This is a genomic window from Pseudanabaena sp. FACHB-1998 (assembly GCF_014696355.1).
Classification (GTDB): Bacteria; Cyanobacteriota; Cyanobacteriia; order Pseudanabaenales; family Pseudanabaenaceae; genus Pseudanabaena.
Genome location: NZ_JACJQA010000061.1, coordinates 1 through 20219 on the forward strand (window position 1 = coordinate 1; position 20219 = coordinate 20219).

Annotated in this window: 22 protein-coding genes; 19 read left to right on the forward strand and 3 right to left on the reverse strand. The window is 41.7% G+C overall.

What is annotated here, in order from left to right; genetic code table 11:
- The 19 genes from H6F42_RS21200 to H6F42_RS21290 form a co-directional block, all read left to right on the forward strand.
- Nucleotides 1–888 (forward strand): hypothetical protein (locus tag H6F42_RS21200; RefSeq protein WP_206755011.1); only part of this gene is annotated, 888 nt, incomplete at its 5' end.
- A gap of 706 nt (nucleotides 889–1594) precedes the next feature.
- Nucleotides 1595–2065 carry a hypothetical protein gene (locus H6F42_RS21205; RefSeq protein WP_190401370.1) on the forward strand — a complete coding sequence of 157 codons (471 nt, stop codon included), beginning with the start codon at nucleotides 1595–1597 and terminating at the stop codon, nucleotides 2063–2065.
- Between the two features lie 73 nt (nucleotides 2066–2138).
- Nucleotides 2139–2306, forward strand: coding sequence for a hypothetical protein (locus H6F42_RS21210; RefSeq protein ID WP_190401371.1), 168 nt, complete (start codon nucleotides 2139–2141; stop codon nucleotides 2304–2306).
- 380 nt (nucleotides 2307–2686) lie between these two features.
- Nucleotides 2687–3733 (forward strand): DUF6744 family protein, encoded by a 1047-nt coding sequence (locus H6F42_RS21215; protein ID WP_190401372.1) that lies wholly within the window; start codon nucleotides 2687–2689, stop codon nucleotides 3731–3733.
- A 68-nt stretch (nucleotides 3734–3801) separates the two neighbouring features.
- The gene (locus tag H6F42_RS21220; RefSeq protein ID WP_190401373.1) at nucleotides 3802–5019 is read left to right on the forward strand and encodes an AAA family ATPase; all 1218 of its coding nucleotides are present in this window, start codon (nucleotides 3802–3804) and stop codon (nucleotides 5017–5019) included.
- 63 nt (nucleotides 5020–5082) lie between these two features.
- On the forward strand, nucleotides 5083–6540 hold the full coding sequence (locus H6F42_RS21225; protein ID WP_190401374.1) for a VWA domain-containing protein: 1458 nt from the start codon (nucleotides 5083–5085) through the stop codon (nucleotides 6538–6540).
- A gap of 123 nt (nucleotides 6541–6663) precedes the next feature.
- Entirely contained in the window at nucleotides 6664–7851 is a 1188-nt protein-coding gene (locus H6F42_RS21230) for an AAA family ATPase (protein WP_190401375.1), read from the forward strand.
- Nucleotides 7852–7968: 117 nt separating this feature from the next.
- Nucleotides 7969–8376, forward strand: coding sequence for a single-stranded DNA-binding protein (locus H6F42_RS21235; protein WP_190401376.1), 408 nt, complete (start codon nucleotides 7969–7971; stop codon nucleotides 8374–8376).
- Nucleotides 8377–8466: 90 nt separating this feature from the next.
- Nucleotides 8467–8904 carry a hypothetical protein gene (locus tag H6F42_RS21240; RefSeq protein ID WP_190401377.1) on the forward strand — a complete coding sequence of 146 codons (438 nt, stop codon included), beginning with the start codon at nucleotides 8467–8469 and terminating at the stop codon, nucleotides 8902–8904.
- 130 nt (nucleotides 8905–9034) lie between these two features.
- On the forward strand, nucleotides 9035–9340 hold the full coding sequence (locus tag H6F42_RS21245) for a hypothetical protein (RefSeq protein WP_190401378.1): 306 nt from the start codon (nucleotides 9035–9037) through the stop codon (nucleotides 9338–9340).
- Nucleotides 9337–9549, forward strand: a complete 213-nt coding sequence (locus H6F42_RS21250) for a hypothetical protein (RefSeq protein WP_175358679.1) — start codon at nucleotides 9337–9339, stop codon at nucleotides 9547–9549. The genes H6F42_RS21245 and H6F42_RS21250 overlap by 4 nt, the downstream gene beginning before the upstream one ends.
- Nucleotides 9546–9797, forward strand: coding sequence for a hypothetical protein (locus H6F42_RS21255; protein ID WP_190401379.1), 252 nt, complete (start codon nucleotides 9546–9548; stop codon nucleotides 9795–9797). Before H6F42_RS21250 ends, H6F42_RS21255 begins: the two co-directional genes overlap by 4 nt.
- 1 nt (nucleotide 9798) lies before the next feature.
- The gene (locus H6F42_RS21260) at nucleotides 9799–10551 is read left to right on the forward strand and encodes a hypothetical protein (RefSeq protein WP_190401380.1); all 753 of its coding nucleotides are present in this window, start codon (nucleotides 9799–9801) and stop codon (nucleotides 10549–10551) included.
- Nucleotides 10552–10561: 10 nt separating this feature from the next.
- On the forward strand, nucleotides 10562–11269 hold the full coding sequence (locus H6F42_RS21265) for a hypothetical protein (protein ID WP_190401381.1): 708 nt from the start codon (nucleotides 10562–10564) through the stop codon (nucleotides 11267–11269).
- Nucleotides 11266–11553 (forward strand): hypothetical protein, encoded by a 288-nt coding sequence (locus tag H6F42_RS21270; protein ID WP_190401382.1) that lies wholly within the window; start codon nucleotides 11266–11268, stop codon nucleotides 11551–11553. The genes H6F42_RS21265 and H6F42_RS21270 overlap by 4 nt, the downstream gene beginning before the upstream one ends.
- 99 nt (nucleotides 11554–11652) lie before the next feature.
- A complete protein-coding gene (locus H6F42_RS21275) occupies nucleotides 11653–12255 on the forward strand; it encodes a DUF4433 domain-containing protein (RefSeq protein ID WP_190401383.1) in 603 nt (200 codons plus the stop codon).
- Between the two features lie 8 nt (nucleotides 12256–12263).
- Entirely contained in the window at nucleotides 12264–13382 is a 1119-nt protein-coding gene (locus H6F42_RS21280; protein WP_190401384.1) for a macro domain-containing protein, read from the forward strand.
- Between the two features lie 53 nt (nucleotides 13383–13435).
- A complete protein-coding gene (locus H6F42_RS21285) occupies nucleotides 13436–16492 on the forward strand; it encodes a UvrD-helicase domain-containing protein (protein WP_190401385.1) in 3057 nt (1018 codons plus the stop codon).
- Between the two features lie 170 nt (nucleotides 16493–16662).
- Complete coding sequence (locus H6F42_RS21290; protein ID WP_190401386.1) at nucleotides 16663–17814, forward strand: hypothetical protein; 1152 nt, start codon at nucleotides 16663–16665, stop codon at nucleotides 17812–17814.
- Between the two features lie 108 nt (nucleotides 17815–17922).
- Here the strand turns inward: H6F42_RS21290 and H6F42_RS21295 are convergent, their stop codons facing one another.
- The 3 genes from H6F42_RS21295 to H6F42_RS21305 are packed head-to-tail and all read right to left on the reverse strand — an operon-like array spanning nucleotide 17923 to nucleotide 19938.
- On the reverse strand, nucleotides 17923–18609 hold the full coding sequence (locus H6F42_RS21295; RefSeq protein WP_190401387.1) for a DUF6753 family protein: 687 nt from the start codon (nucleotides 18607–18609) through the stop codon (nucleotides 17923–17925).
- A 1-nt stretch (nucleotide 18610) separates the two neighbouring features.
- Complete coding sequence (locus H6F42_RS21300; protein WP_190401388.1) at nucleotides 18611–19330, reverse strand: mobilization protein MobD-like protein; 720 nt, start codon at nucleotides 19328–19330, stop codon at nucleotides 18611–18613.
- 11 nt (nucleotides 19331–19341) lie between these two features.
- Entirely contained in the window at nucleotides 19342–19938 is a 597-nt protein-coding gene (locus H6F42_RS21305; RefSeq protein WP_190401389.1) for a hypothetical protein, read from the reverse strand.
- Between the last annotated feature and the right edge of the window lie 281 nt (nucleotides 19939–20219).

Sequence of the window (20219 nt, forward strand, 5' to 3'; positions counted from 1 at the left end):
CAGTATCTAGCTGACATGGTAAATACCACCCATCCCGCCAGCATCCAGCGCATTCAAGCAGACCTAGCCACAGTTGCCACAGCAAATCTGAAACAATTCATCAGCGATCGCGGAGTGATGCTAGATAAAGCCGTCTTAATCGATCATCACATTACCGAACAAGTGCAAAGGCTCAAAGAAAGCTATCGATTGACCCAAATCCAAATCGGACAATTTGCAGGACTGAACGTATTTCTGAGCAGATTTGGCTCAGAGGTGAATGGGTATATTGGCATGAGCATCAATTCAGGCTATGAATTTAACGCAGAATGCCAACAACCCTATAGTTCACTGTTGCATGTGGTGAGAAATGCGATCGCTGCCAAGCTAGCCACAGCCCAAGAAAATCTAGAACGAGACAGACAAGAACTGCCAATTCTGGAAAATCGAGTCAGTCAACCCTTTGATCAAGCACAGGAATATGAGCAGAAATCAAATCGGTTAGGATTCCTGAAAGAGATGTTTGATGCGATCGCCCATGAAGCTCCTGTCGATGATAGTGAGTCCGAATGTGCAGAGCGAGAGGAGTTAGATGAATCAAGAGAAATCTTCTGGGAAAGAGACTCTAGTGCTGCGCCCTTAGAGCCACCATCAACAGCGATCATTGAAGCATTGAGGCAAAGACATTTTGAGGATTGGGTAGCCGATGAAACTGAGAACTGGCTTGAGCAAATCGCGCAGCTTGTGGGCGATCTTGATCTGCCTGTGAGTAGCGATAGAATTGGGACACTCTCAGAATTGAACGAAGCCAATATCTTGGCTAACTTTAGATTAGTTGGAGGAGGTGAAAAACTTACAATTCCACAAAAGAATGTGGATCAGCAAAGAGAACAGCTAACATTATTCTAAGATTCCTATTCTAAAAGAGAAAGTCTTTCTTCTACGGAGATTTTCCCTTTTGGGAAACTTAATTAGACCTGTCGGGTAATAGCAATTTAAATCGTTATAACCTTTATCCAGAGAGGTTTCAAGGATTTCGACTTAAAATCCTTGAAACCCTCTCTGGATTGAATTTTGAGGCTTTTTGAGCTTATTACCCGACAGGTCTATTATTTGAAATGTATGCTCTTACGAAAAAACACTCATTTTTTCTCTTGCCTAGTAGTGGCTTATTTTTTGGCAATATTAAAGATAGAAATATATAGGGAAAGCGCTATTGCTAGAAGGCTGTGACGATTTGAGATGTAAAAATGAACAAAGAAAATTGCCAAATGTCACTGTACAAAAATAGTAAGTATTATGTAATAGTGAGTTTCAAGCTATCAATAAGAAAGATAGCATCTAGGCTCGAAGACTATTATGGTTGCAAAATCCTCGAATGCAATCGAGATGCAGTGTCTTTTTTGCCGCCAGAAGCTGGAACAATTCAGCGAATGTTAGCAAGTGGAAAATTACAAGACTGCACTGAACGAAATTCAAAGACATAAACCAGTACAGTTGAACCAAGCTTGCCCATTCTACTACAAGAGTATGGGTAAGCTAATTCTCTATCACAAAAGTCTGTCAAAAGTCCTTAGCAGGAATTTCGTGACGAATATACGGAGCAAACAAAATAATGGCGTTGAAATATAATGCGTCTGACTTACCCAGTGGCAGCGAATCGCGGCAAAGCCATGTGGAATTCATTCGAGTGAATCTTGAGCTACTGCTAGCCGTCGCATGGCACGGCTACGAAAGCGAAGGCAGAGGCGCAATCATCATCGATGTCAGCAAATCCAAAGAATCACAAATCGGGCTTAGCCCCTATCAAAAATGGTTAAACTCCGAAAGCTATGGCTGCTATCTGAGCCAATCCACAGCAGAGCGAATCACCACTGAATCAGGACAGCCAAATCCATTTCAAAAGGATGAGAAGAGGCAAATCAGGGACTACAAACCAGAGAACCAAGTTGTAGTCTGCTTTATCCGCACCGATGGTGGCTTTAGCTCCTATGTTATCGCCCATCCATTCCTGACTGCGAAACAAGCCTATGAAGCCAATAAATCTAGACTTCAAGCCGAATTCGCAGTAGATCGACCAGACTAACCCCAACCCCAATATTCAAAATCCAAAAGCCTCCCGATGCAGATCGAGAGGCTAATTTGTTATGGAGTCAAATATGACCACCAAAAGATACAAAAGTGTATTGTGTGGACTATTGCTACTGGCGATCGCCATCCATCCAGAACAGCATCACGTAGTAGAAAAGCATCCCAAAATCGTCCATATCCAAACCCGTCGCCAGCGCAAATATTGGCGAAAGAAGCAGAAGAGGATTAGTGCGTAGAGGCAAATAGCAGTTAGCGATTAGCCAAAAGCTAACTGCTATTTGCGAGATCCCAAAATATGACAACAAATAGTTTCCAGTTCGATGAATCTTTTAATCTTGCAAAGATTGAACCAGAAATCCAAAAGACAAAAAAGCTAATCGCTTTTCTACAATTCAAACTCGACAAGAATATCAGAAAAAAGAAGACTTTTACCGATCTACAAATAGCGAAAAACCATTTGCAGATACTATTACGCGACCGCGAAATAGCAACAAACGTGAAGCCAATAGACCCAAGCCCGAAGACAACCGCTACCGAATTCATTACTACCAAACAATCGCCTAGCAGACTGCAATAGGCGATCACTCATCTATACCTAAATTAGAGGATAAAAGCTATGAACACAGCAGCGATGATCGCTACCCAGCAAGCATTGATCGACAAAGGAGCCGAATACTTAGGCGACCTAATCGCATGGTCAATCAATGCCGAAACCCGACTCAGCGAAGCCACCTTAAAACGAGCCGCCGAGCAAGTCAACCTAGACTTCGGCTATTTGCCCGAGAGTCCTAACAAACTGAGCGCATTCAAAAATGCCCGCACCAAAACTCAAACCCAACTGAGCAATCAAAACCTCCTCATCCGTCAAATCTCCAATAACGGAGTACTGGTCTATGGATTTGTCCTAGAGAACAAGAACGAGAAAGACAAAAAGCTGCGCTATAACCAACTCGCCTCCTATAGCTTTGATAAGAGCAACGAGACAACCAATTGGAACCAAGAAGACTGGAGCTATGAAAATGAATCGCTGATTGACATAGCCAGAACCACCTTCGACAAATGGTACGCATGGAGCCAAGAAATCACCAGCAAAGAAATCCGCGCCATGCTGACCGAATTTGTGAAGAAAGCTGGAGTACCATTTCGAGAACGAGGTGGCACATACTTTGTGGCAAGAAGCTATCGCCTAGAACTAACCGCCTTCCGAGAACTACTGCCCCTGATTCACCGCGAAAACAACATCCGATGGATGCCGATCGCAGGCATCGGCGACATGGACATCATCGCAAGGCAATCCTTAGAGAAAGAAGTGCAATCGATGTCCAGTTACCTAGACGAATTGCTAGACCCTCAGAAAGTATCAGAGACAAAAGGCAGCACCTTGAAAAACCAACTTAAGGTATATCGGGAAGTCGAAGACAAGACGAAAATGCTATCCGAGCTATTGCAATTTCGCTCCGATGCACTGACCGACAAACTTGCCAAACTGCGCCAACGTTGCCTAAACGTACTGGACGAAATCGCTACCACTAGCGCAACCGAAATACCAGAAGAGCAACCTCACCAAACAGAACACATCATCTCTGCACCAGAAGAAACCATCTGCGAACTAATAGAAACAACAGACGAGAACTCAGACAACCTATTCGATCTCGGCTTCTAGCGAAGTATCTAGGGAGTAGCTAACGCGCTACTCCCCATTCAAAATCAAAGATTAAGAGGAACTCAACAATGATTGCAACCGAAATCGCGCAGACCAATGGACATATCACCGCCTTGACCGTAACCCCAAAATCAGCCTTAGCGAAATTGCAACAACTGCGAGAAGAATTGAAAAGCGTGTACCTAGACCGCAGCGAAGCGATCGACCTAATCATGGTGGGACTACTTGCCAAAATGCATATTTTCTTAGGAGGCAAACCCGGTACAGGCAAAACCGAACTCGCGAAGGCAGTCTCAGATTCTATAACAGGAACCACCTTCTTTCATTACCTGATGACCAAAACCACCGTCGCCGAAGAAGTACTAGGAGCGCCCGACCTCGCCGAACTGCAAAAAGGAAAATTCGTGCGCGACACTGAAGCGATGTTACCCGAAGCGCACCTTGCCCTCATGGATGAAATTGGCAAGGCAAATAGCATTGTCCGCAACTCCGCATTAGGACTGATGAACGAACGGGAATTCCTCAACGGTAAAATCAAACTGCAATCACCATTAATCACCATGATTGGCTGTTCCAACGAACTCCTAGATGGCGAAGAAGACGGAGCGTTCTGGGATCGGCTGAGCCTGCGCTATATAGTGGATTATCTAGGAGATGAAGACCTGCGAACATTACTACTCCGCAAAACAGGCAACATCGCCGCACCGCAGATCACCACCATGCTGAACCTAGCCGAACTAGAGCAAATCCAAACTGCTGTGAAAAACGTACCATTTCATGCGCCAGTCATCGACTCTCTAATCGACCTGCAACGGGAACTGAAGAAAGAAAACTTCATCGTCAGTACCAGAAAATACGTGCAGATTGTCACCATTCTTAAAGCCTATGCTTATTTGCAAGAAGAACCCGAAGTCAGCGAAGACAGCTTTGAAATTCTCAACCATGTGATCTGGAATCATCCCAGAGAGCAAGCACTGATCAGAAAAATCGTCGCCAAAGTGGGTAATCCCGTGAATATCCAAGCCCAAGAAATCCTTGCCGCCATCACCGAAAAGCTATCAGACTTGGGCAACTGTCCCACCCATGGCACAAAGAAACAGCAAGACGATTGGGCAACGGAAGGCTCTGGCGTATTGTCCGATATGCGAAACATGATTGACAGACTGCAAAGCCTGATTGCCCAACATCCGAACAGGGCAAAGAAAGCACAACAAGCGATCGCTGAAATTGAAACCAAGAAGAAACCATTACTGGCGAAAGTTAGTGAAATCATGTACGGCGCATAGAAACAACCAAAAGAGAGCAGATTACCTGCTCTCTCATCTTTCTCAACTTAATAGAGAATCAAAATGCAAGAACCCTTAGTGTATGTGATCCCGAAATGGACAGAGTTATGTGTAGATGACTTCAAAGAAAAATCATCCAGACTGAGCGAAGTGATTGAAGAAGGCGATCGCAAAATCTACAACTTTGAAACCTTTGTCAGCGAAACCTATCATCGCCTGTACGATCGCCAGCCCAACCGACTCGAAGACAGCGCCATCAAACCAGAAAACAAAATCTGGATCGCCATCCATCAACAGATGAGCGAACTAGAAGTATTTCAGCAATTTAGCAACCGCCTGAATGGAGATGAATTTCTTGCAGGTATTGGCACAACCGCCCTATGTATCGCGATTGTCGAAATGCTGCCCGAACCAACCGAACCACTAGAAGACCCAGAAGTAATCAGAAATCAGCTTCGGGGTATTTTTGAAGCATTGCAAGGACAAACACCCAATGCTGGGCTGATGCAAAAGATTCAACAGTTAAAACAAAAAGGACTAGAAGCGCGACTAGCAAGTGAAGCTTATGCTGACTCCATTAGCAATGCCGAAATCGAAACCGCACTGCTAATTGGCATAGCCAAAGCCGAAGCAGAAATGCAAGCGATCGCCGAAAGTCTATCAGCCTATAGCGGCAGCAGCAATTACAGCAACGAAACCCAACTCAAAATCGCCGATAAAATCCATCTCGCCCAGCGCCTTCAAGCATCGCCAAAACTGCAAGTGATCGCTGAACTCGCAGGCAAGAAAATCGAGATCGCTGCCAAGATGCAACGCAGCAAAGTCAAAGAAGGACGAACCGAAATCATCGGCGTAACCACAGGCAACGACCTAACCCGACTACTGCCTTGCGAGCTAGTCAAGCTTACCGAACCCGCACTATTCCCGATATTCGCCAAAGGCTATATTGAGCGATCGCTATTACAACGAGAACTAATCAGCCGAGAACCACTAGCAAAAGGTCCAATTATTATTTGTCTAGATTCAAGTGGATCAATGGCAGGGAAAGAAGAAATCTGGAGCAAAGCGATCGCTCTAGCGCTATTGAGTATCGCCGTAAGTCAAAAGCGCCATTGCCGCATCTTGCACTTTACAGGCAAGGTAGAGCGAATCGACGACTTTGCAGGTGAAACTCCCGACACTAATCGTGTGATTGACTGCATCGAAAAGTTCTACAACGGCAGCAGTACTTGTTTTACCGCCGCTCTGACGGGAGCCTTAGCATCGATCCAACAACACGAACAAACCAAGAAAGCCGACGTGGTATTAATCACCGACGGACTAGATAACCCATCATCTAGATTCATGGAGCAATGGCAAGCAGACAGAAAAAAGTATGAATTTAGCTGCTATGGCATCTTGATTACCTGTGGCAACTTGAGCAACTACGAAAGCACGATCAACAAACTATGCGATCGCTATGTGGAGATAGAAGATCTCACAGACGACAGTGCAGTATCCGAGTGTCTGTACGGTATCTAAAAAATTCTGAAGCCAGAATAAGCGGCGCGATGCGCCGCTTATTCTGGCTTTTCCTCTAGCGAGGCTCGCAAGGAAAAATTCCAAGTATTTACCAAACCCACTTACTCAAAAGGAGAAATATCTATGACCTACTCATTTCAGCAAGCAACCAAAGAAAACATCAAACTCCGCATGGCGCTGTACGGGCCACCAGGCTGTGGCAAAACCTACACCGCCCTACAACTAGCATCAATATTGGGCAAGAAAATTGGACTGATCGACACCGAATATGGTTCTAGCCGTAAATATGCCAACCTGTTTGACTTCAAATCACTAGAACTAACCAAATTTGGTCCCAGCCAGTATTACAACGCCATTGAAAGCGCCGAAGAATCAGGATTTGATTACCTAATCATCGACTCCCTATCCCATGCATGGTACGCCGAACTAGACGCAGTAGGCAGTGACGTGAGGAACTGGGCAAGAATCCGCCCGATCGAACGCCAACTATGGGACAAAATCATCAGTTCGAGTTGCCACATCATTGCCACAATGAGATCGAAGATCGAGTATGACTTTAACACTGCTGAAGTTGGTGGCAAGCAGAAAATCACCAGTGTCCGCAAGATTGGCACAGCACCAATTCAAAAGGAAGGCAGCGAATATGAACTGGACATCTGTGGCTTACTAGATGACCAGAATACACTGACAATCTCCAAGAGCAGATGTCCCGAAATTAGTAACGGCATTTTCCCAAAACCAGGAAAAAAATTTGCCGAACTGATTCAGACATGGCTTAGTGATGACACTCCAGTCAATAGAAATGCTTTTATGCCAGCGATCAATGTCCCTGTAAATCCAGTTGCCCAGCAACCACAGGTACAGAAATCACAGGTACAGCCTGAGCTAGCCGCCGTTGCCAGCAGCAATGGTCATGTATCTCAAATTGCTAGTACCAATGGTCATGTAGCAACAGCCGTTGAGACTAAGCCAATTGCCAATCCTCAACCCAATCCCAACAAACCCGATAACCCCGCTAAAGCCGCCTTCAAAGCATTATTGGCAATTACCCAGCAACAGATCAGCAAAGTGATTGAGACTAGCATTGAGCTGTACGGAGCCGATGAAAGTGGTACAAAACCCAAATTCAACAGTGAGAATATGACCGCCGAGCAAATCAAAGCTGTGTGTGAAGCACTGATGCGGGAATGGTTAGGGCTAAAAGGATACACTGCCGAACTAGCCCAGAATCTGATCGACATCTCGACATCTCGATATCCAGGACAATATGCCGCGATCGCCAAAGACATCGCCAACCAACTGGAATTCTAGAAATCGCAAAATCAATAACTCACCAGTCAAAATGGATTGGAGAGTTATTGATTTTTTTGAAGATACGCTATCGCGTAGAAGTCCGTGACCTGATTCCTAAATAGAAGGAAAAAACTCATGTGTAATTCTACTAATCTCGTAGTCCTCTCTGGTTATGTCGGTAATGTATCGGCAGTGCGTCAAACCAAAACTAGTGGCAAAGACGTACTAGACTTCAGCCTCGCCGTGCAACCCAAACCTCGCCGCGACAAAGATGGTAATTGGATCAACCAAGAACCTCTCTGGGTCAAAGTAGTCTGCTGGAATGGAACTGCGGAATATGCTGAAGAGCGAGCAGATTCTGGACGCTTTGTCGAAGTTACGGGAGTTCTGGCTGAACCTGAAGAGTATAAATCTAAGAAAGATAGAAAGCATCATGCGCGGACTGTGATTCATGCCCAATCTCTAAACTTCATTGATGTTGTGAAGAAGTCTGCCGAAGACGAAGAGTATCAAGAATCAACCCCTTTCTATGATGACTTCTAGTTGAAAAAGCAGAGAGCAATATTGCTCTCTGCTTTTTTTTAGTCGCTATCGCTTGAGGCTCTTGCCCAGCTAAAAAAATAGAAATTAACTATGATTTACACTCACAAAGGCTATCAATGTTTGCTATCGACTCGAACCACCAATCAAGGTACAGAATGGTTAGCTCAAGCCAAGAAACAGACGATTAGCATCGAGCAGAAAGTATTCGCCCAATGGCTTGGGACAGACTTAATCACTAGTTTTGACAGGGAACAGACCAAACAACTCTTTGGTGAACTTGTGGAATTGTTCCTGCAAGAACATGAGGATATATTCCCACTGTATCCCAGACCAGAATTACCAGACGCAACCATCGAAGCAATTCTGGATGAGCGAGTGTACTTGACCATTAACAACAGTGGTAGACATCAGACCACCAAGTTTCGCGTATTTCCAGAAGAACGTCTGCGCGTATTCCCATCTCGTATTCCGATTCCAGTTGGCATCAAACACAACGCGAAGCCAAGATATAGACAATTTGCCGCCTAATCTTGAATAACGTATTTAGAAAAGCAAAATCCTCAACTATGAGGATTTTGCTTTTTTATTTATTAGTCCTATTTAACTGGCTAGCGCCCATGCTGGTGTAGAAAATCATAATTTTATTGTTGAAAAAAATATGACCGACCTAGACAAAGACAGACTCAAGTTATGCATTGAGATACTGCCAGAAGTAGACTCAGCCGAGCGAATGGTGATAATTTCCATTTGCCGTGAACAGGGAATGCCATTGATTCAGACAATTAGCCTGAACGAACTAAAACCAATTCCCTTGCCCCTAGCCCAGATCGTTCAAGCTTATGCCACCAGTCAGTTGGCAATCCAAGAACCAACCGCAATGGTTGAAGAAGAGAAGCCAGAACTAATCACAACCACCAAAAGATCCCTAGTATCGACAAAATCAGAACAGATGGCACTATTATGAGTGGAACAGCAGTGAACTATAACATCAAGATTGAAGGACAGACGATTCCCGTACCACCTGAAATTGGCAGTAGCGACGAACAAATCAGGGCAACGCTTAGCCTATATTTTGAAGGAATCAAGAACTCAAAAATCGAAAGAACCGTGCAAGCCAATGGAGATATCCTTGTGGATGTCTGTAAACTCGCAGGCACAAAAGGTGTGCGATGAATGATACAGCGATCGCCAGTTTGATAACAGCCCCAGAAGAAATCTCGCCCTTGCTTGAAATACTGTGGGAAATTGAGCAGTACGAAGCGCAGGGGCATCATTTAATCGAGCTGAGTGACATTGGGTTAGAGGACTTTGAGGAAGTAAGCAAAAAACTACACAAGCAGAGTCTATGCAATCAAAGAACAATGGATAGCCTGAAAAAAGCTAACCCCATCGCCGCACCGATGACGATCCGAGGATTCTGAGATGGACAAAGCTAAGTTCGAGTGGTTAGCAGCAAGCTCTGCCGACAGAGCTGTAGAACATATTGTGTCCCTCCAGCAACGAGCAACGATGCTGCAACTGTATCAGTATTACTATCCTGACAAATATCAGCAATCAAAGGCTAGTGTCAGAGTTACTAGCTTTGAAAACTTTAGTGATAAGGAGCTAGAATTTCTGACCTTAGTGGATGAGCAATTCTTCCCATTGCCATTACTACTAGAAGAATCAGAGCGTATCTCCTACATACCTGTCGAACCCCTTGGTACTTCTTGGTATTACGATAACTTTGAAGAACTAGGAGCGACCGAGAAATTCTTGATGAGCCTAATTCATGGATTAGATAGGGATACATGGGATGACATCGAGGGAGAACTGGAACAAGATTTGCCAGAGGCTGTTAGTTACATCAATTACCAAAAGTTAACTAGGGAATGCAAAAAGGTAAAAGGGACACTCACCCTCTTACCGATAGCGTTAGATATGCTAACTCAGTCCACAGGGAATATATGGCTAGATATCTCCTATGAGAATGACATCGTAGATGCTCATTGGACAGTAGAGGTAATAGATACCTTAAGAGAAGCCTATATAGAAGCCCAAACGATCAGGCAAAAGTATCGAGAATTTATCGAATGGCTAGATCAAGACACCGCCAACTGTATCAAGGTGGTCAAGCTCTGGAACAAATGTAAAGAGCCACATCCCGAAATACACAACCACTATCTTGCCGCATGAGGAAACAGCAATGCTAATCCTAGACCCACTCCAAGATGCCCTCAACCCCGATGGCTATCCATTAATCGAAGCAGAAGCAAAACTCCTGTTTTTGAAAGGAGGACATTACTGCTTTCAATATCGGCAGAGGGAACGAGAAACTTACAAGTTTTTATCCCCTGAAACAGTGAGAACGGCCTTTCAACATGAACGTATCGACTCAGGCTGGATACCCGACGGAGTAAAACGATTGGGTATTTGTCGTCAAGGACATTGGTATGTGCAGTTTATGCCACCCGCAAAACGGACATTTACCTTCGCCGACCTACAGGGTGATGGAGAACGAATCTCTCTGACCATTCCCATGATGGGAATAGTATTTATGCTATGCGGCGATATCTGCTACATCTGGGCAACCAAGCAAAAAAACTTTGATGCTGAAGCACCCATTTACCATGTGCCATTACCAAACATCTATGGAGATGGCAGGATCTGTATGGGAGTTGAGAATAACTTAAGCAACTATGCAGAAGGGATAGAGCGCCTATCTAAAGCATGGCAGATGTTCATGACTGCACCATTTAACAATCATCTTGTGGATAGCAAATCAAATACCCATCCAGAAGACATCCGCGAAAAACTCAAGCAACTACAGAAATCCAACCGCTATCCCATCAACGATCTTGTCCAATGTGGCAGTTCCGTAAAGGTAGCCATCAACATGGTAATCAACCAATGAAATTATTAGAACATATCCAAAAGCACGTAGCAACAGCAAATCCCGTATTGCCATCCGCCCAGAATCCCCCGTTAATTCAGCACATCATCGCCATAAATCAAAGCCTCCCTGAAATTGCCCCAACCTCAATGTATGAGTATGTATATGGCAGCAATGGCACATTTGTCAGAGCCAAGAGGCAAGGATTGACAGCGATCGCCCCAGTCTCCTATTACAAAGCCAAAGGACTACAAGCGATATCAGCATCCCCGCAAATGATATCCCCCGCAGTTTTAAATGGCTAATAAACAACTAGATTTCCCGATTGTTTGCTATAAAAATGACAGAAAACGAAACTAGATTGTAAGCAAAGACAAGAAATATCACAAATTAACCTTGGATAAATGACACCAGAAGATCTTCAGGAATATGGTATGGATTACCTGTATCACATGACTCATATAAATAATCTTGCCTCAATTATTAGGTTTGGGTTGCTTTCTCACAATGCAGCCCATAGACTAAATGTAATACAATCGGACATCTCTGATCCAGATGTACAAGATATTAGGGCGGGTTTAGTAGTTCCATTTTATAACAGACCGTTACATGATTATGTACCGTTATATTTCGATCCCAGAAACCCTATGTTGTATAAACGAAGAGAAATGCAGGAGGACATAGTTATTTTAGGGCTTGATCCTAATCTTCTTTTTGAGCCTAATATTCTTATTACTGATGGAAATGCTGCGGCAAGAGAAACCTCGTTTTACAAAAGACCTAATGCGCTCAATAGATTGCCGTGGGATTCAATTAGATCAAGAAGTTGGCATAATATAGAGGATGGTAGACGCATAAAGTGTGCAGAGGTGCTTTTTTACGATAAAATCAAGCCAAATAAGATTCAGTTTGTATTCTGTTATTCTCAAAGACATCGTGAAGCTATTATTACAGCTAGACAAGGAACTCCCATACTAGGGAAAGTTAGAAAAGATCTCTATTTTTAATAGTAACTATGATTCAATACACAGACTCTACAGTTTTTAATGTTGATGCACAAACAATAGTTAACCCCGTTAACTGTGTGGGTGTAATGGGTGCTGGCTTAGCTTTAGAGTTTCAGTTAAGATTTCCTGAAATGGAAAGAGACTATGTAGAACGGTGTAAAGACAAAAAAGTAGAGATTGGTAGACCTTATCTTTATAAACAATATGGTAATCCTTGGATTCTTAATTTCCCGACAAAGAATCATTGGAAGTATCCTTCTAAGATCGAATGGATAGAGCAAGGTTTAAAATATTTTGCTGCTAATTACCAGAAAGGTGGTATCACTTCGGCGGCATTCCCGAAATTAGGGTGTAGTCGTGGTGGGCTTGAGTGGAATGAAGTATCTCCACTGATGGAAAAGTATTTGCAAGAGCTTGATATTGATATATTTATTTGTGAAGATACAGAAAGGGAGGCTTCGGGGACTGAAGCGATTATGGTTCAGATGCTTAATGATATTAATTCTCTTTCTTGGTGTGGTGAACTTGGCATTAGGTCTGACATTAAAAGAAAAATTGCCTCTGCAACTCCAATCTACAGATTCAGAGATTTAAGTAAATTAGAGGGAATTGGAAAGCAAACTTATAATGATGTGTTTAGATTTCTCTATTCATTAGCAAATCAAACAGACAACCAAGACTTTGTACAAAAGCCTGAATTGGTAAATCTTGATTTGTTTGCACAAACTGATGAATACTTGAATCAACCTACAGAAAATATTCTACAAGTTAATCAACCTGTAGAGAGTGAAGAAGAAAAACTAGATATTTCTTTAGAGATTATAGATTCAGATACTGATCAAATTTCTAGTGAAATCCAGTCTTTAGAGACTATAGAAACAAACTTGTCTCAGCCTCAATATGATAATCTCTTTTATGTGGTACTACCATCTCTTGAAAAAGCACTTATTGTTCCGCAAACACCAGATGAGATTGCGGAAGGCTTCAATCATCCTAAGAAGATAGTCAGTAGTTGGTTAAAAGAAGCTGAGAAGCTTGGCAAAATCAAAAAAATTCAAAGTCGCCCAATTAAGTACATTGCTGCATCCTCAGTCCCAGTTAAGCAGCTAGAATGTTTTGCTGTATAGAATTTAAAATTACTGATAAAATTATCTGAATAATAAATTTTCTCTAAGCAAATATGGATGTCAGCATAACCAAGCAAGCCTTAAAAAGGTTAGAAGAACAGAGTAAGCTGAGTTCTAATGCGGTGACAAGGTTTAGAAGAAAAATTTATCAGATAGTATCAGGACAAGTTTGTGCTGGTCAAATAGCAAAGATGCACGGTCATCAATGTATATTTCGGATTCGCTTTAACATAAGTTTACGAATTATAGCAACAGTTGTTAAGACTGACTCTAGAACACAATTTAGAATTCTAGATTTTGTAACTCATGATCAAATGGATCGTGATCAGTATGTCACTAATACTATTGAGTTTCAAGATTTTTGTATCGATAGTGAGTTAAATGATGACCTAGAAATTACCAACTCCATAAATTCTATATGCTCCAATGAAAAGCTTCAAATTGATGAAAGTGACTTTGAAGCACAGAGAGATGATTTCTATTTGCACATTCCTGATCCTAAAAGAAATCAAAATCCCGATCTATGGCTTTCATCAGAGCAGAAGCAATTTTTAGAGAAAGAAATGCCAGTTTTGCTGACTGGTAGCGCAGGAAGCGGCAAAACCACTATATTGATTTATCATGCTTTGAGCAAAAGTTTTGAAAATATTGGTAATAGAGTTCTATATGTAACATATAACAAGTTTCTTCAAAAAGAAGCAGAACGTATTGCAAAAGAAGTATTCCCAAACTATCCTCAAAACCTCAAATTCTGTCATTACCTTGAATTATGCACGGATTATGTTGAAGGAAGTCAGTTTAATGAAATAGCAGAGATAAATCAGCAACGTTTTATTAAAGAATTTTATAAAACTCATTCCAATATCTTTCGAGGGGTAGACCCTGTTTCTGTCTGGCAAGAAATCCGAAACTTGATCAAAGGTTCTGCATCTTCTAGTGAAAATGACAATGTATTACTTTCTATAGATGAATATGCACAAAGTAAAAACGACAGCAGTTTATCAAATTGGGCTATTCATAGGGATGTGTATAATATTGCTAAAATCTATCAAGGGTGGCTAACAAGCCAAAACTACTGGGATGAAATCGATATTACTCACAAAGCCCTAAAACAAATAGGTAATAGTGCAGACGGGAAGTACACTGCTATATATTGTGATGAAATTCAAGATTTAACTAAGAATCAAATCAGTCTTTTACTGAAGCTTTTGGGACATGATTATGTAAATATTCCAGAGTTCTTTCTTACGGGTGATCCAGCACAAATAATAAATCCCAGTGGATTTAGTTGGAATAAAGTTAAAACCTTGATTCACTCTTTCTACAATGATTTACCAAGATACAGACCTGTTAAACACGACGAACTAAAGCTGAATTTCCGTTCTGCGGAAAGCATTGTTAATTTGGGAAGCAAAATTCTTAAATTTAATAATGGTTATACAGAGTTACTATCTCAAGAAGCCCATAGAAAAGGCGGTGATATGCCTTTAGTTGTTAACATTGCCGAGTCAAATATTTTACGAGATAACGATGATTTTGGTTCACGCAATGCGATCATTGTTGCTAATGAACAAGAAAAGAGTAAGCTCAAGAAGCAATTTAGTAAAGATGGTATTGAATCAGAAAGAATTTTTCTCTTTACAGAAGTGAAGGGATTAGAGTTTGATGAGGTGTTAGTTTGGAAATTTTTTGAACACTTTGAAAACTGGACATCAGATGCTAGAGAATTTAATAAGTTCAAATACAATTTACTCTATGTTTGTACTACGAGAGCAAGAGAAAAAATTTATTTTTATGATGGAAAAAATATTAATTCGTTTTGGGAACATTCAGAAATTAGGAATCATGTCTCAATATCTAAGTCACCTGAAGTATTAATCTCTTTCTTTAATGCGGATGAGACGGATGAACAAAAAATTCAAACTGCTGAGAAATATGAAAAGCTTGGCAAGTATGAACTGGCAAAAGAAATATACATAAGGTTGGGACGTTTAGATCTTGTTACAAGAATAGATGCACTTATTTATGAAGAAGCAAGAGATTTTGCAAATGCTGGGCGTATTTGGTCTAGTTTAGGACAATGGGAAAATGCAGGTAACGCTTATGAGAAAGTAAAACTTTGGGAAGATGCAGAAAGATGCTGGGATAAACTGGATAAATATCAACGTCAAGCTTTTTGTCTTGAACAGCTAGGTAGGTTTGAAGATGTAGCTTTTTTGTACGAAATTCGTGAAGATTGGAATGAGGCTGAGAAACATTGGCGGAAGTTATCAAACTGGGAGAAAGTTGCTTTAGCTTGTGAGAAGCAAGAGAAGTGGTCAGAGGCTGCGCTTGAATGGAAAAAAGTACCTAACTTTGAAAAAGCTGCGGATAATTATTGTCGCATTGATTCATATAAAGAAGCAGTACGTTGTTTGTTAGAAGTTGAGAATTGGCAACGCATAGAAGAAATTTATAGAAATTCAAGTACATTATCCAAATTTGCTGATCTCTGCGAAAACCGCGAAAACTGGACAACCCTTGAAAAGGTTTTAACAGAAATTTATACTCAAAAGGGTTGGAAGTGGGTAAGCGCAAATGATGGTAAGCGGTTAGCATCTGTCCAAGAAAAGAACGGCAACTTAGATAATGCGATCAATACTTGGCTCGATTATGCAAAAAATCCTGAAAAGGCTGTAGAGCTATTACTGAAGCAGAAAAAATGGCAAAGAGCTTTGCAACTTACTGAAGAAATCAATGATTCTAAGTTAAGACAGAGGTATAAGGATATCGCAAACTCAGGCTTACAGGAGGAAAATCAAAAGCTGGGAAAGTTGGTTAAATCTTATCAGCAAGACGAATATGAACAAATAGAAAATCATGAAGATTATATGGACGATGAAATAGAAGAATATAAAAGAAATTATTTAATGAATAAACAAGACTCAGATGAAACTGAGTATGATGACATAAAATCTAATTATCAAGATTCGGATGATGATGACTCAGATGATGATTTAGAATGGGAAGACAATAACTACTATTATGAACCTCCAAGTGCATTTGATCACATAGACTATGGATACATTATGGATATGAGTTCTGATTATGAATCTGGACTATGGCGCTAAACAATAAAATCTACCAATCCAAGAAAATGCTATCAATCAACCTAGATCGAGAAACGGAAGTCTACTGACCAGAAATTATTACTCAAAAAGCTGACCTATTAATATTGGTAGACTCCCTAGTAGATATCGTCAGGCAACAAAAAATGCACTTGAATATTGAGAATCAGTTTATGAAAAAGCAAAGAGTAGACAAGAAGAAAAGCCCAAAAGCAAAGACAGCAAAGGCGAAAACTCCTAGAGCTATGCCCGATGTATCCGAGTATATTCAGCTCTACAAAGAAAAACACTATGCGATTCGAGAGATAGCCCAGCATTTTCAGGTAGCGATTTCGACGGTATATAACGCTATGGTTGCGTCGGGGTTTAGTGAATTTAGACCCAAAAATGCACGGATGAACCATACAAGGATGTCTAAAGAAGAGCAGGCGATCGCCCTTTACCAATCAGGATTGACAAGAACGGCTGTAGTCCAAAAGCTCAATATTGGAGCGAAAACCCTTAACCAAGTCCTCGAAAAGCACGGCATCCCCATCCGCCGAGGAATTGATTTAGTTACCTCAGCCAATCGCGCAGCCCAGTTCCACAAAGCCTATAACGATTACCACTTAACCCTCAGAGAAACCGCAGAACTATTTGGAGTATCCCATCCGATCATCGTGAGGGAACTAAAGCGTAATGGCTATCCAATTAGGCAGACTGTAGACTCAAAAAATCGTCCGACCTTTAAACTAAAACATAAGCTAGGAGGTATCGCCGGATTACCCACACCCAAGCTGACTCCAAAACAAAAAGAGCGCCGTCAGATCTTGATGCGGATCAGGCAGAGACGCGAAGATCAGCAAAAACTTAAGCGACTCAAGAACTATGGTCGCGCCCAAGAATATTGGCAACTGGTGAATGAAGGAGGCATAAACTTTGAGGAAGTGGGCAAGATCTATGGTCTGTCAGGTAAAACCATAGAACGGGTAATTGTCCAAGCAGGGATCGATATTTCCTCGATAGCACAAAGGGAGAAAGCTGCGGCGCTCAAAGAAGAACAAGCGATCACCCAGAAATATTGGGAGCTATATAGCAAACCCATGAGTCTAGAGGAAGTAGGAGCAGTCTTCGGTCTGAGTGATTCCACGATCCGAGGCATGTTAATTAAGCATGGGTATGAGATTAGAAAGCGTGGCAGGATTGAGAACAGCGATCGCAATAAGCCGAAGCCGAGGGAGAAAAAACCGAAGAAAAATAGCTTGGAAGCAGTCATCCCAGTCGAAAATATAGAAGCAACGGAACAAGCATTAGACATACTAATTTTAAATACAAAAGTTAAGTAATCTGCATCACAATTGACTGCTGTTGTAAATGTTACCTCTACTAAAAAATAAATCAACCAATCTGTTGGCTGGGGTGTTTTTTAGCTCAAGGACTAGGAGCAATCAAAATCAACGCCGATCTTCATAGACCCTCTGGTTTTCAGGCAAAACCCAAAGAGCGCACAACCCTTTAGTAACGTACTTACCGTTGAGAATAATCAAAGCATCCTTGAGGTTTTGCTGGTCTTGCAAACAGGTCTTCAAAATATCTCGATTCCAGTCCACGAGATTCTTAGCAAGTTTGCCATCATCACTAGCTAACCAGTCTAAGTCCTTTGCCGTTTGGGGATTTAGATTAGCTTGAGGAGACACTACTTTAGCGATCGCCAAGCCCGAAACCAGACCCGCTGCTAAGCCAATCATCAACATCCCCGCACAGAAACCAATGAAGGGTAAGCTAATTGCTCGCCAATAACCTTGGGACTCATGATGCTGTTTGTTTTTGATGATATTAGCGATCGCTTGACTAATCGCAACCTCCTGTTCCTTAACCGCAGTCTCGCGCAGAGTTGCCAGAAAGTCACGAAACTTTTGAATACCAACATCAAAGCCCTTGGCTAAGGAATTTTGGAGCAGGTTGGGCGCAGTAGCCACTGTAGCCGCAACTTGGGCATTGGATAGAAAAATCGCAATGTAAGGATCGTTTTGAGGGATGCCAGACTTAGCTACAATCTCGTAAATTTTGGCTTTGACAGTCGGATCGTAGTCATGGATGGCAATATCCAGATAGGTTTTGGGTTGAGGATTGCTATTCATACTAGGATTTGGATTCTTTTTTCTGGACGTTTTGAGGCAAGAGATTCGTGGACTCAAAGGCTTTGTATGCATCTCTCAGAAAGGTTTTGATTTGATTCCTACCAATGATGCCAAATTCGGAGTAGTTAGAAGCCTCATCAAAAGTTAGGCGTTTAGCATTGATTTCAATGCGCCTACCATCTCCCAACTTTGGAAAATCAATCACGGCTACACCATATTCGGCGATCGCCTTCTGGATTGCTTCATGCTCGTGGAAATAGCCCCATTCATCGCAGCGACCCCAGTTTTTGATAAACACATGGTTGATGTAGCCTTGGTAATGTTCAAGAGACTCAATGAATAACTCGATTGAGTCACTTTCACCATCACTGACAAACCACTTGATGAAAGACACACCATGCTCTTTGCCCAAGTCTAGTAAACCTTTGGTGTTAATCCATTGAGATACAGCACGATGAGCTTGAGCGGGTAAATTGACCACGACAGTTTTCTTGAGCGCATAGTCAAAAATAGAATCAGGGACATCAGCCATTTTCTCGTTTTCGGAGAAAAAAGCAGCCTTGCTGTCTTTGTAAATATTGAGGACAGTGGGATTGCTACGATCCGCTTCAATGCCAGCCAATGGGATGGCGCGATCCTTGAGGTATTGGAGCATAGTTCGAGCAACCCAGCTTTTGCCCACGCCACCTTTTTCACCATCGATCAGGTTAATAATTGCCATAAATTTGCCTCCTAATAACGATTGTAGTGTTTCAAGATTTTCTGTTGTGCTAAGTAGTCATCATCATCGTCGTCATCGTCTACAGGGACAGACTTGGGGACGATGCTTTTAGGATTCCTAGACTCAGCCTGATTAGTCTGTTTTAAGTCCGAATTTATTCTGGTAGTTGTAGGTTGAATGTCTTTGGTTAAGCCAATAACATTCTGATTAATAGGCGGTGAACTAGGATAATCATCCGAAAACTTGGCGGGTTCTGACGGCAAAATTGACAGCGCAGGAGCGCCCAAGGCTTTTGCGGCTTTAGTAGCATCGCGTTTGGCTTTCGCTGCCGCCTTTTTATTTTCCACATCGATCTTCTGTAAATACTTTCGTACTGTCTCACCAGAGATATCAATGTGTAGTTCACTTGTCAGTTTGTCGCTGACTTCTTCATAGGTATATCCCAGAGCGATTAAAGCTCTAATCCCACTTTCCAAGGTTCGGATGATATCGAGTTTGGTTTTGAGGCTTTTTGTCTTCTGAGGTTCATTGACCCATTGCTCTGATAAAGATACCAATTTATCCGTATCTATGTCCGCTAACGATAAACGTGAGGGATCTCTAGTCATTTTTTTAGCTGTTGTTTAGTGGATATAAATTCCTAAACTGTTGTCAAAAAATCCCCTAACATGGAAATCTTTGACCCAGATTAATTTCTATATTGGATTTAGAACCTCCTAATTTATTACTTTTTTCAATCATACCCATTGCTAAAGAATATTGGGTTATTTTGCTCGATGAGATTTTTACAATTTGTTAACAGTCGTATAATTCCTGTCAATATCCAAAGCCTAAGAATATCACTTACCAAGAACGTATTCAATAAATCCTTGTCTTAAATTGTTTTTAT

Coding starts and splice junctions, on each gene's coding strand:
- H6F42_RS21240 (WP_190401377.1), top strand. CDS start 8,467: ATGATTTACACTCACAAAGGCTATCAATGTTTGCTATCGACTCGAACC.
- H6F42_RS21235 (WP_190401376.1), top strand. CDS start 7,969: ATGTGTAATTCTACTAATCTCGTAGTCCTCTCTGGTTATGTCGGTAAT.
- H6F42_RS21300 (WP_190401388.1), bottom strand. CDS start 19,330: ATGGCAATTATTAACCTGATCGATGGTGAAAAAGGTGGCGTGGGCAAA.
- H6F42_RS21215 (WP_190401372.1), top strand. CDS start 2,687: ATGAACACAGCAGCGATGATCGCTACCCAGCAAGCATTGATCGACAAA.
- H6F42_RS21225 (WP_190401374.1), top strand. CDS start 5,083: ATGCAAGAACCCTTAGTGTATGTGATCCCGAAATGGACAGAGTTATGT.
- H6F42_RS21220 (WP_190401373.1), top strand. CDS start 3,802: ATGATTGCAACCGAAATCGCGCAGACCAATGGACATATCACCGCCTTG.
- H6F42_RS21265 (WP_190401381.1), top strand. CDS start 10,562: ATGCTAATCCTAGACCCACTCCAAGATGCCCTCAACCCCGATGGCTAT.
- H6F42_RS21295 (WP_190401387.1), bottom strand. CDS start 18,609: ATGAATAGCAATCCTCAACCCAAAACCTATCTGGATATTGCCATCCAT.
- H6F42_RS21280 (WP_190401384.1), top strand. CDS start 12,264: ATGATTCAATACACAGACTCTACAGTTTTTAATGTTGATGCACAAACA.
- H6F42_RS21275 (WP_190401383.1), top strand. CDS start 11,653: ATGACACCAGAAGATCTTCAGGAATATGGTATGGATTACCTGTATCAC.
- H6F42_RS21260 (WP_190401380.1), top strand. CDS start 9,799: ATGGACAAAGCTAAGTTCGAGTGGTTAGCAGCAAGCTCTGCCGACAGA.
- H6F42_RS21230 (WP_190401375.1), top strand. CDS start 6,664: ATGACCTACTCATTTCAGCAAGCAACCAAAGAAAACATCAAACTCCGC.
- H6F42_RS21270 (WP_190401382.1), top strand. CDS start 11,266: ATGAAATTATTAGAACATATCCAAAAGCACGTAGCAACAGCAAATCCC.
- H6F42_RS21285 (WP_190401385.1), top strand. CDS start 13,436: ATGGATGTCAGCATAACCAAGCAAGCCTTAAAAAGGTTAGAAGAACAG.
- H6F42_RS21255 (WP_190401379.1), top strand. CDS start 9,546: ATGAATGATACAGCGATCGCCAGTTTGATAACAGCCCCAGAAGAAATC.
- H6F42_RS21245 (WP_190401378.1), top strand. CDS start 9,035: ATGACCGACCTAGACAAAGACAGACTCAAGTTATGCATTGAGATACTG.
- H6F42_RS21305 (WP_190401389.1), bottom strand. CDS start 19,938: ATGACTAGAGATCCCTCACGTTTATCGTTAGCGGACATAGATACGGAT.
- H6F42_RS21205 (WP_190401370.1), top strand. CDS start 1,595: ATGGCGTTGAAATATAATGCGTCTGACTTACCCAGTGGCAGCGAATCG.
- H6F42_RS21210 (WP_190401371.1), top strand. CDS start 2,139: ATGACCACCAAAAGATACAAAAGTGTATTGTGTGGACTATTGCTACTG.
- H6F42_RS21290 (WP_190401386.1), top strand. CDS start 16,663: ATGAAAAAGCAAAGAGTAGACAAGAAGAAAAGCCCAAAAGCAAAGACA.
- H6F42_RS21250 (WP_175358679.1), top strand. CDS start 9,337: ATGAGTGGAACAGCAGTGAACTATAACATCAAGATTGAAGGACAGACG.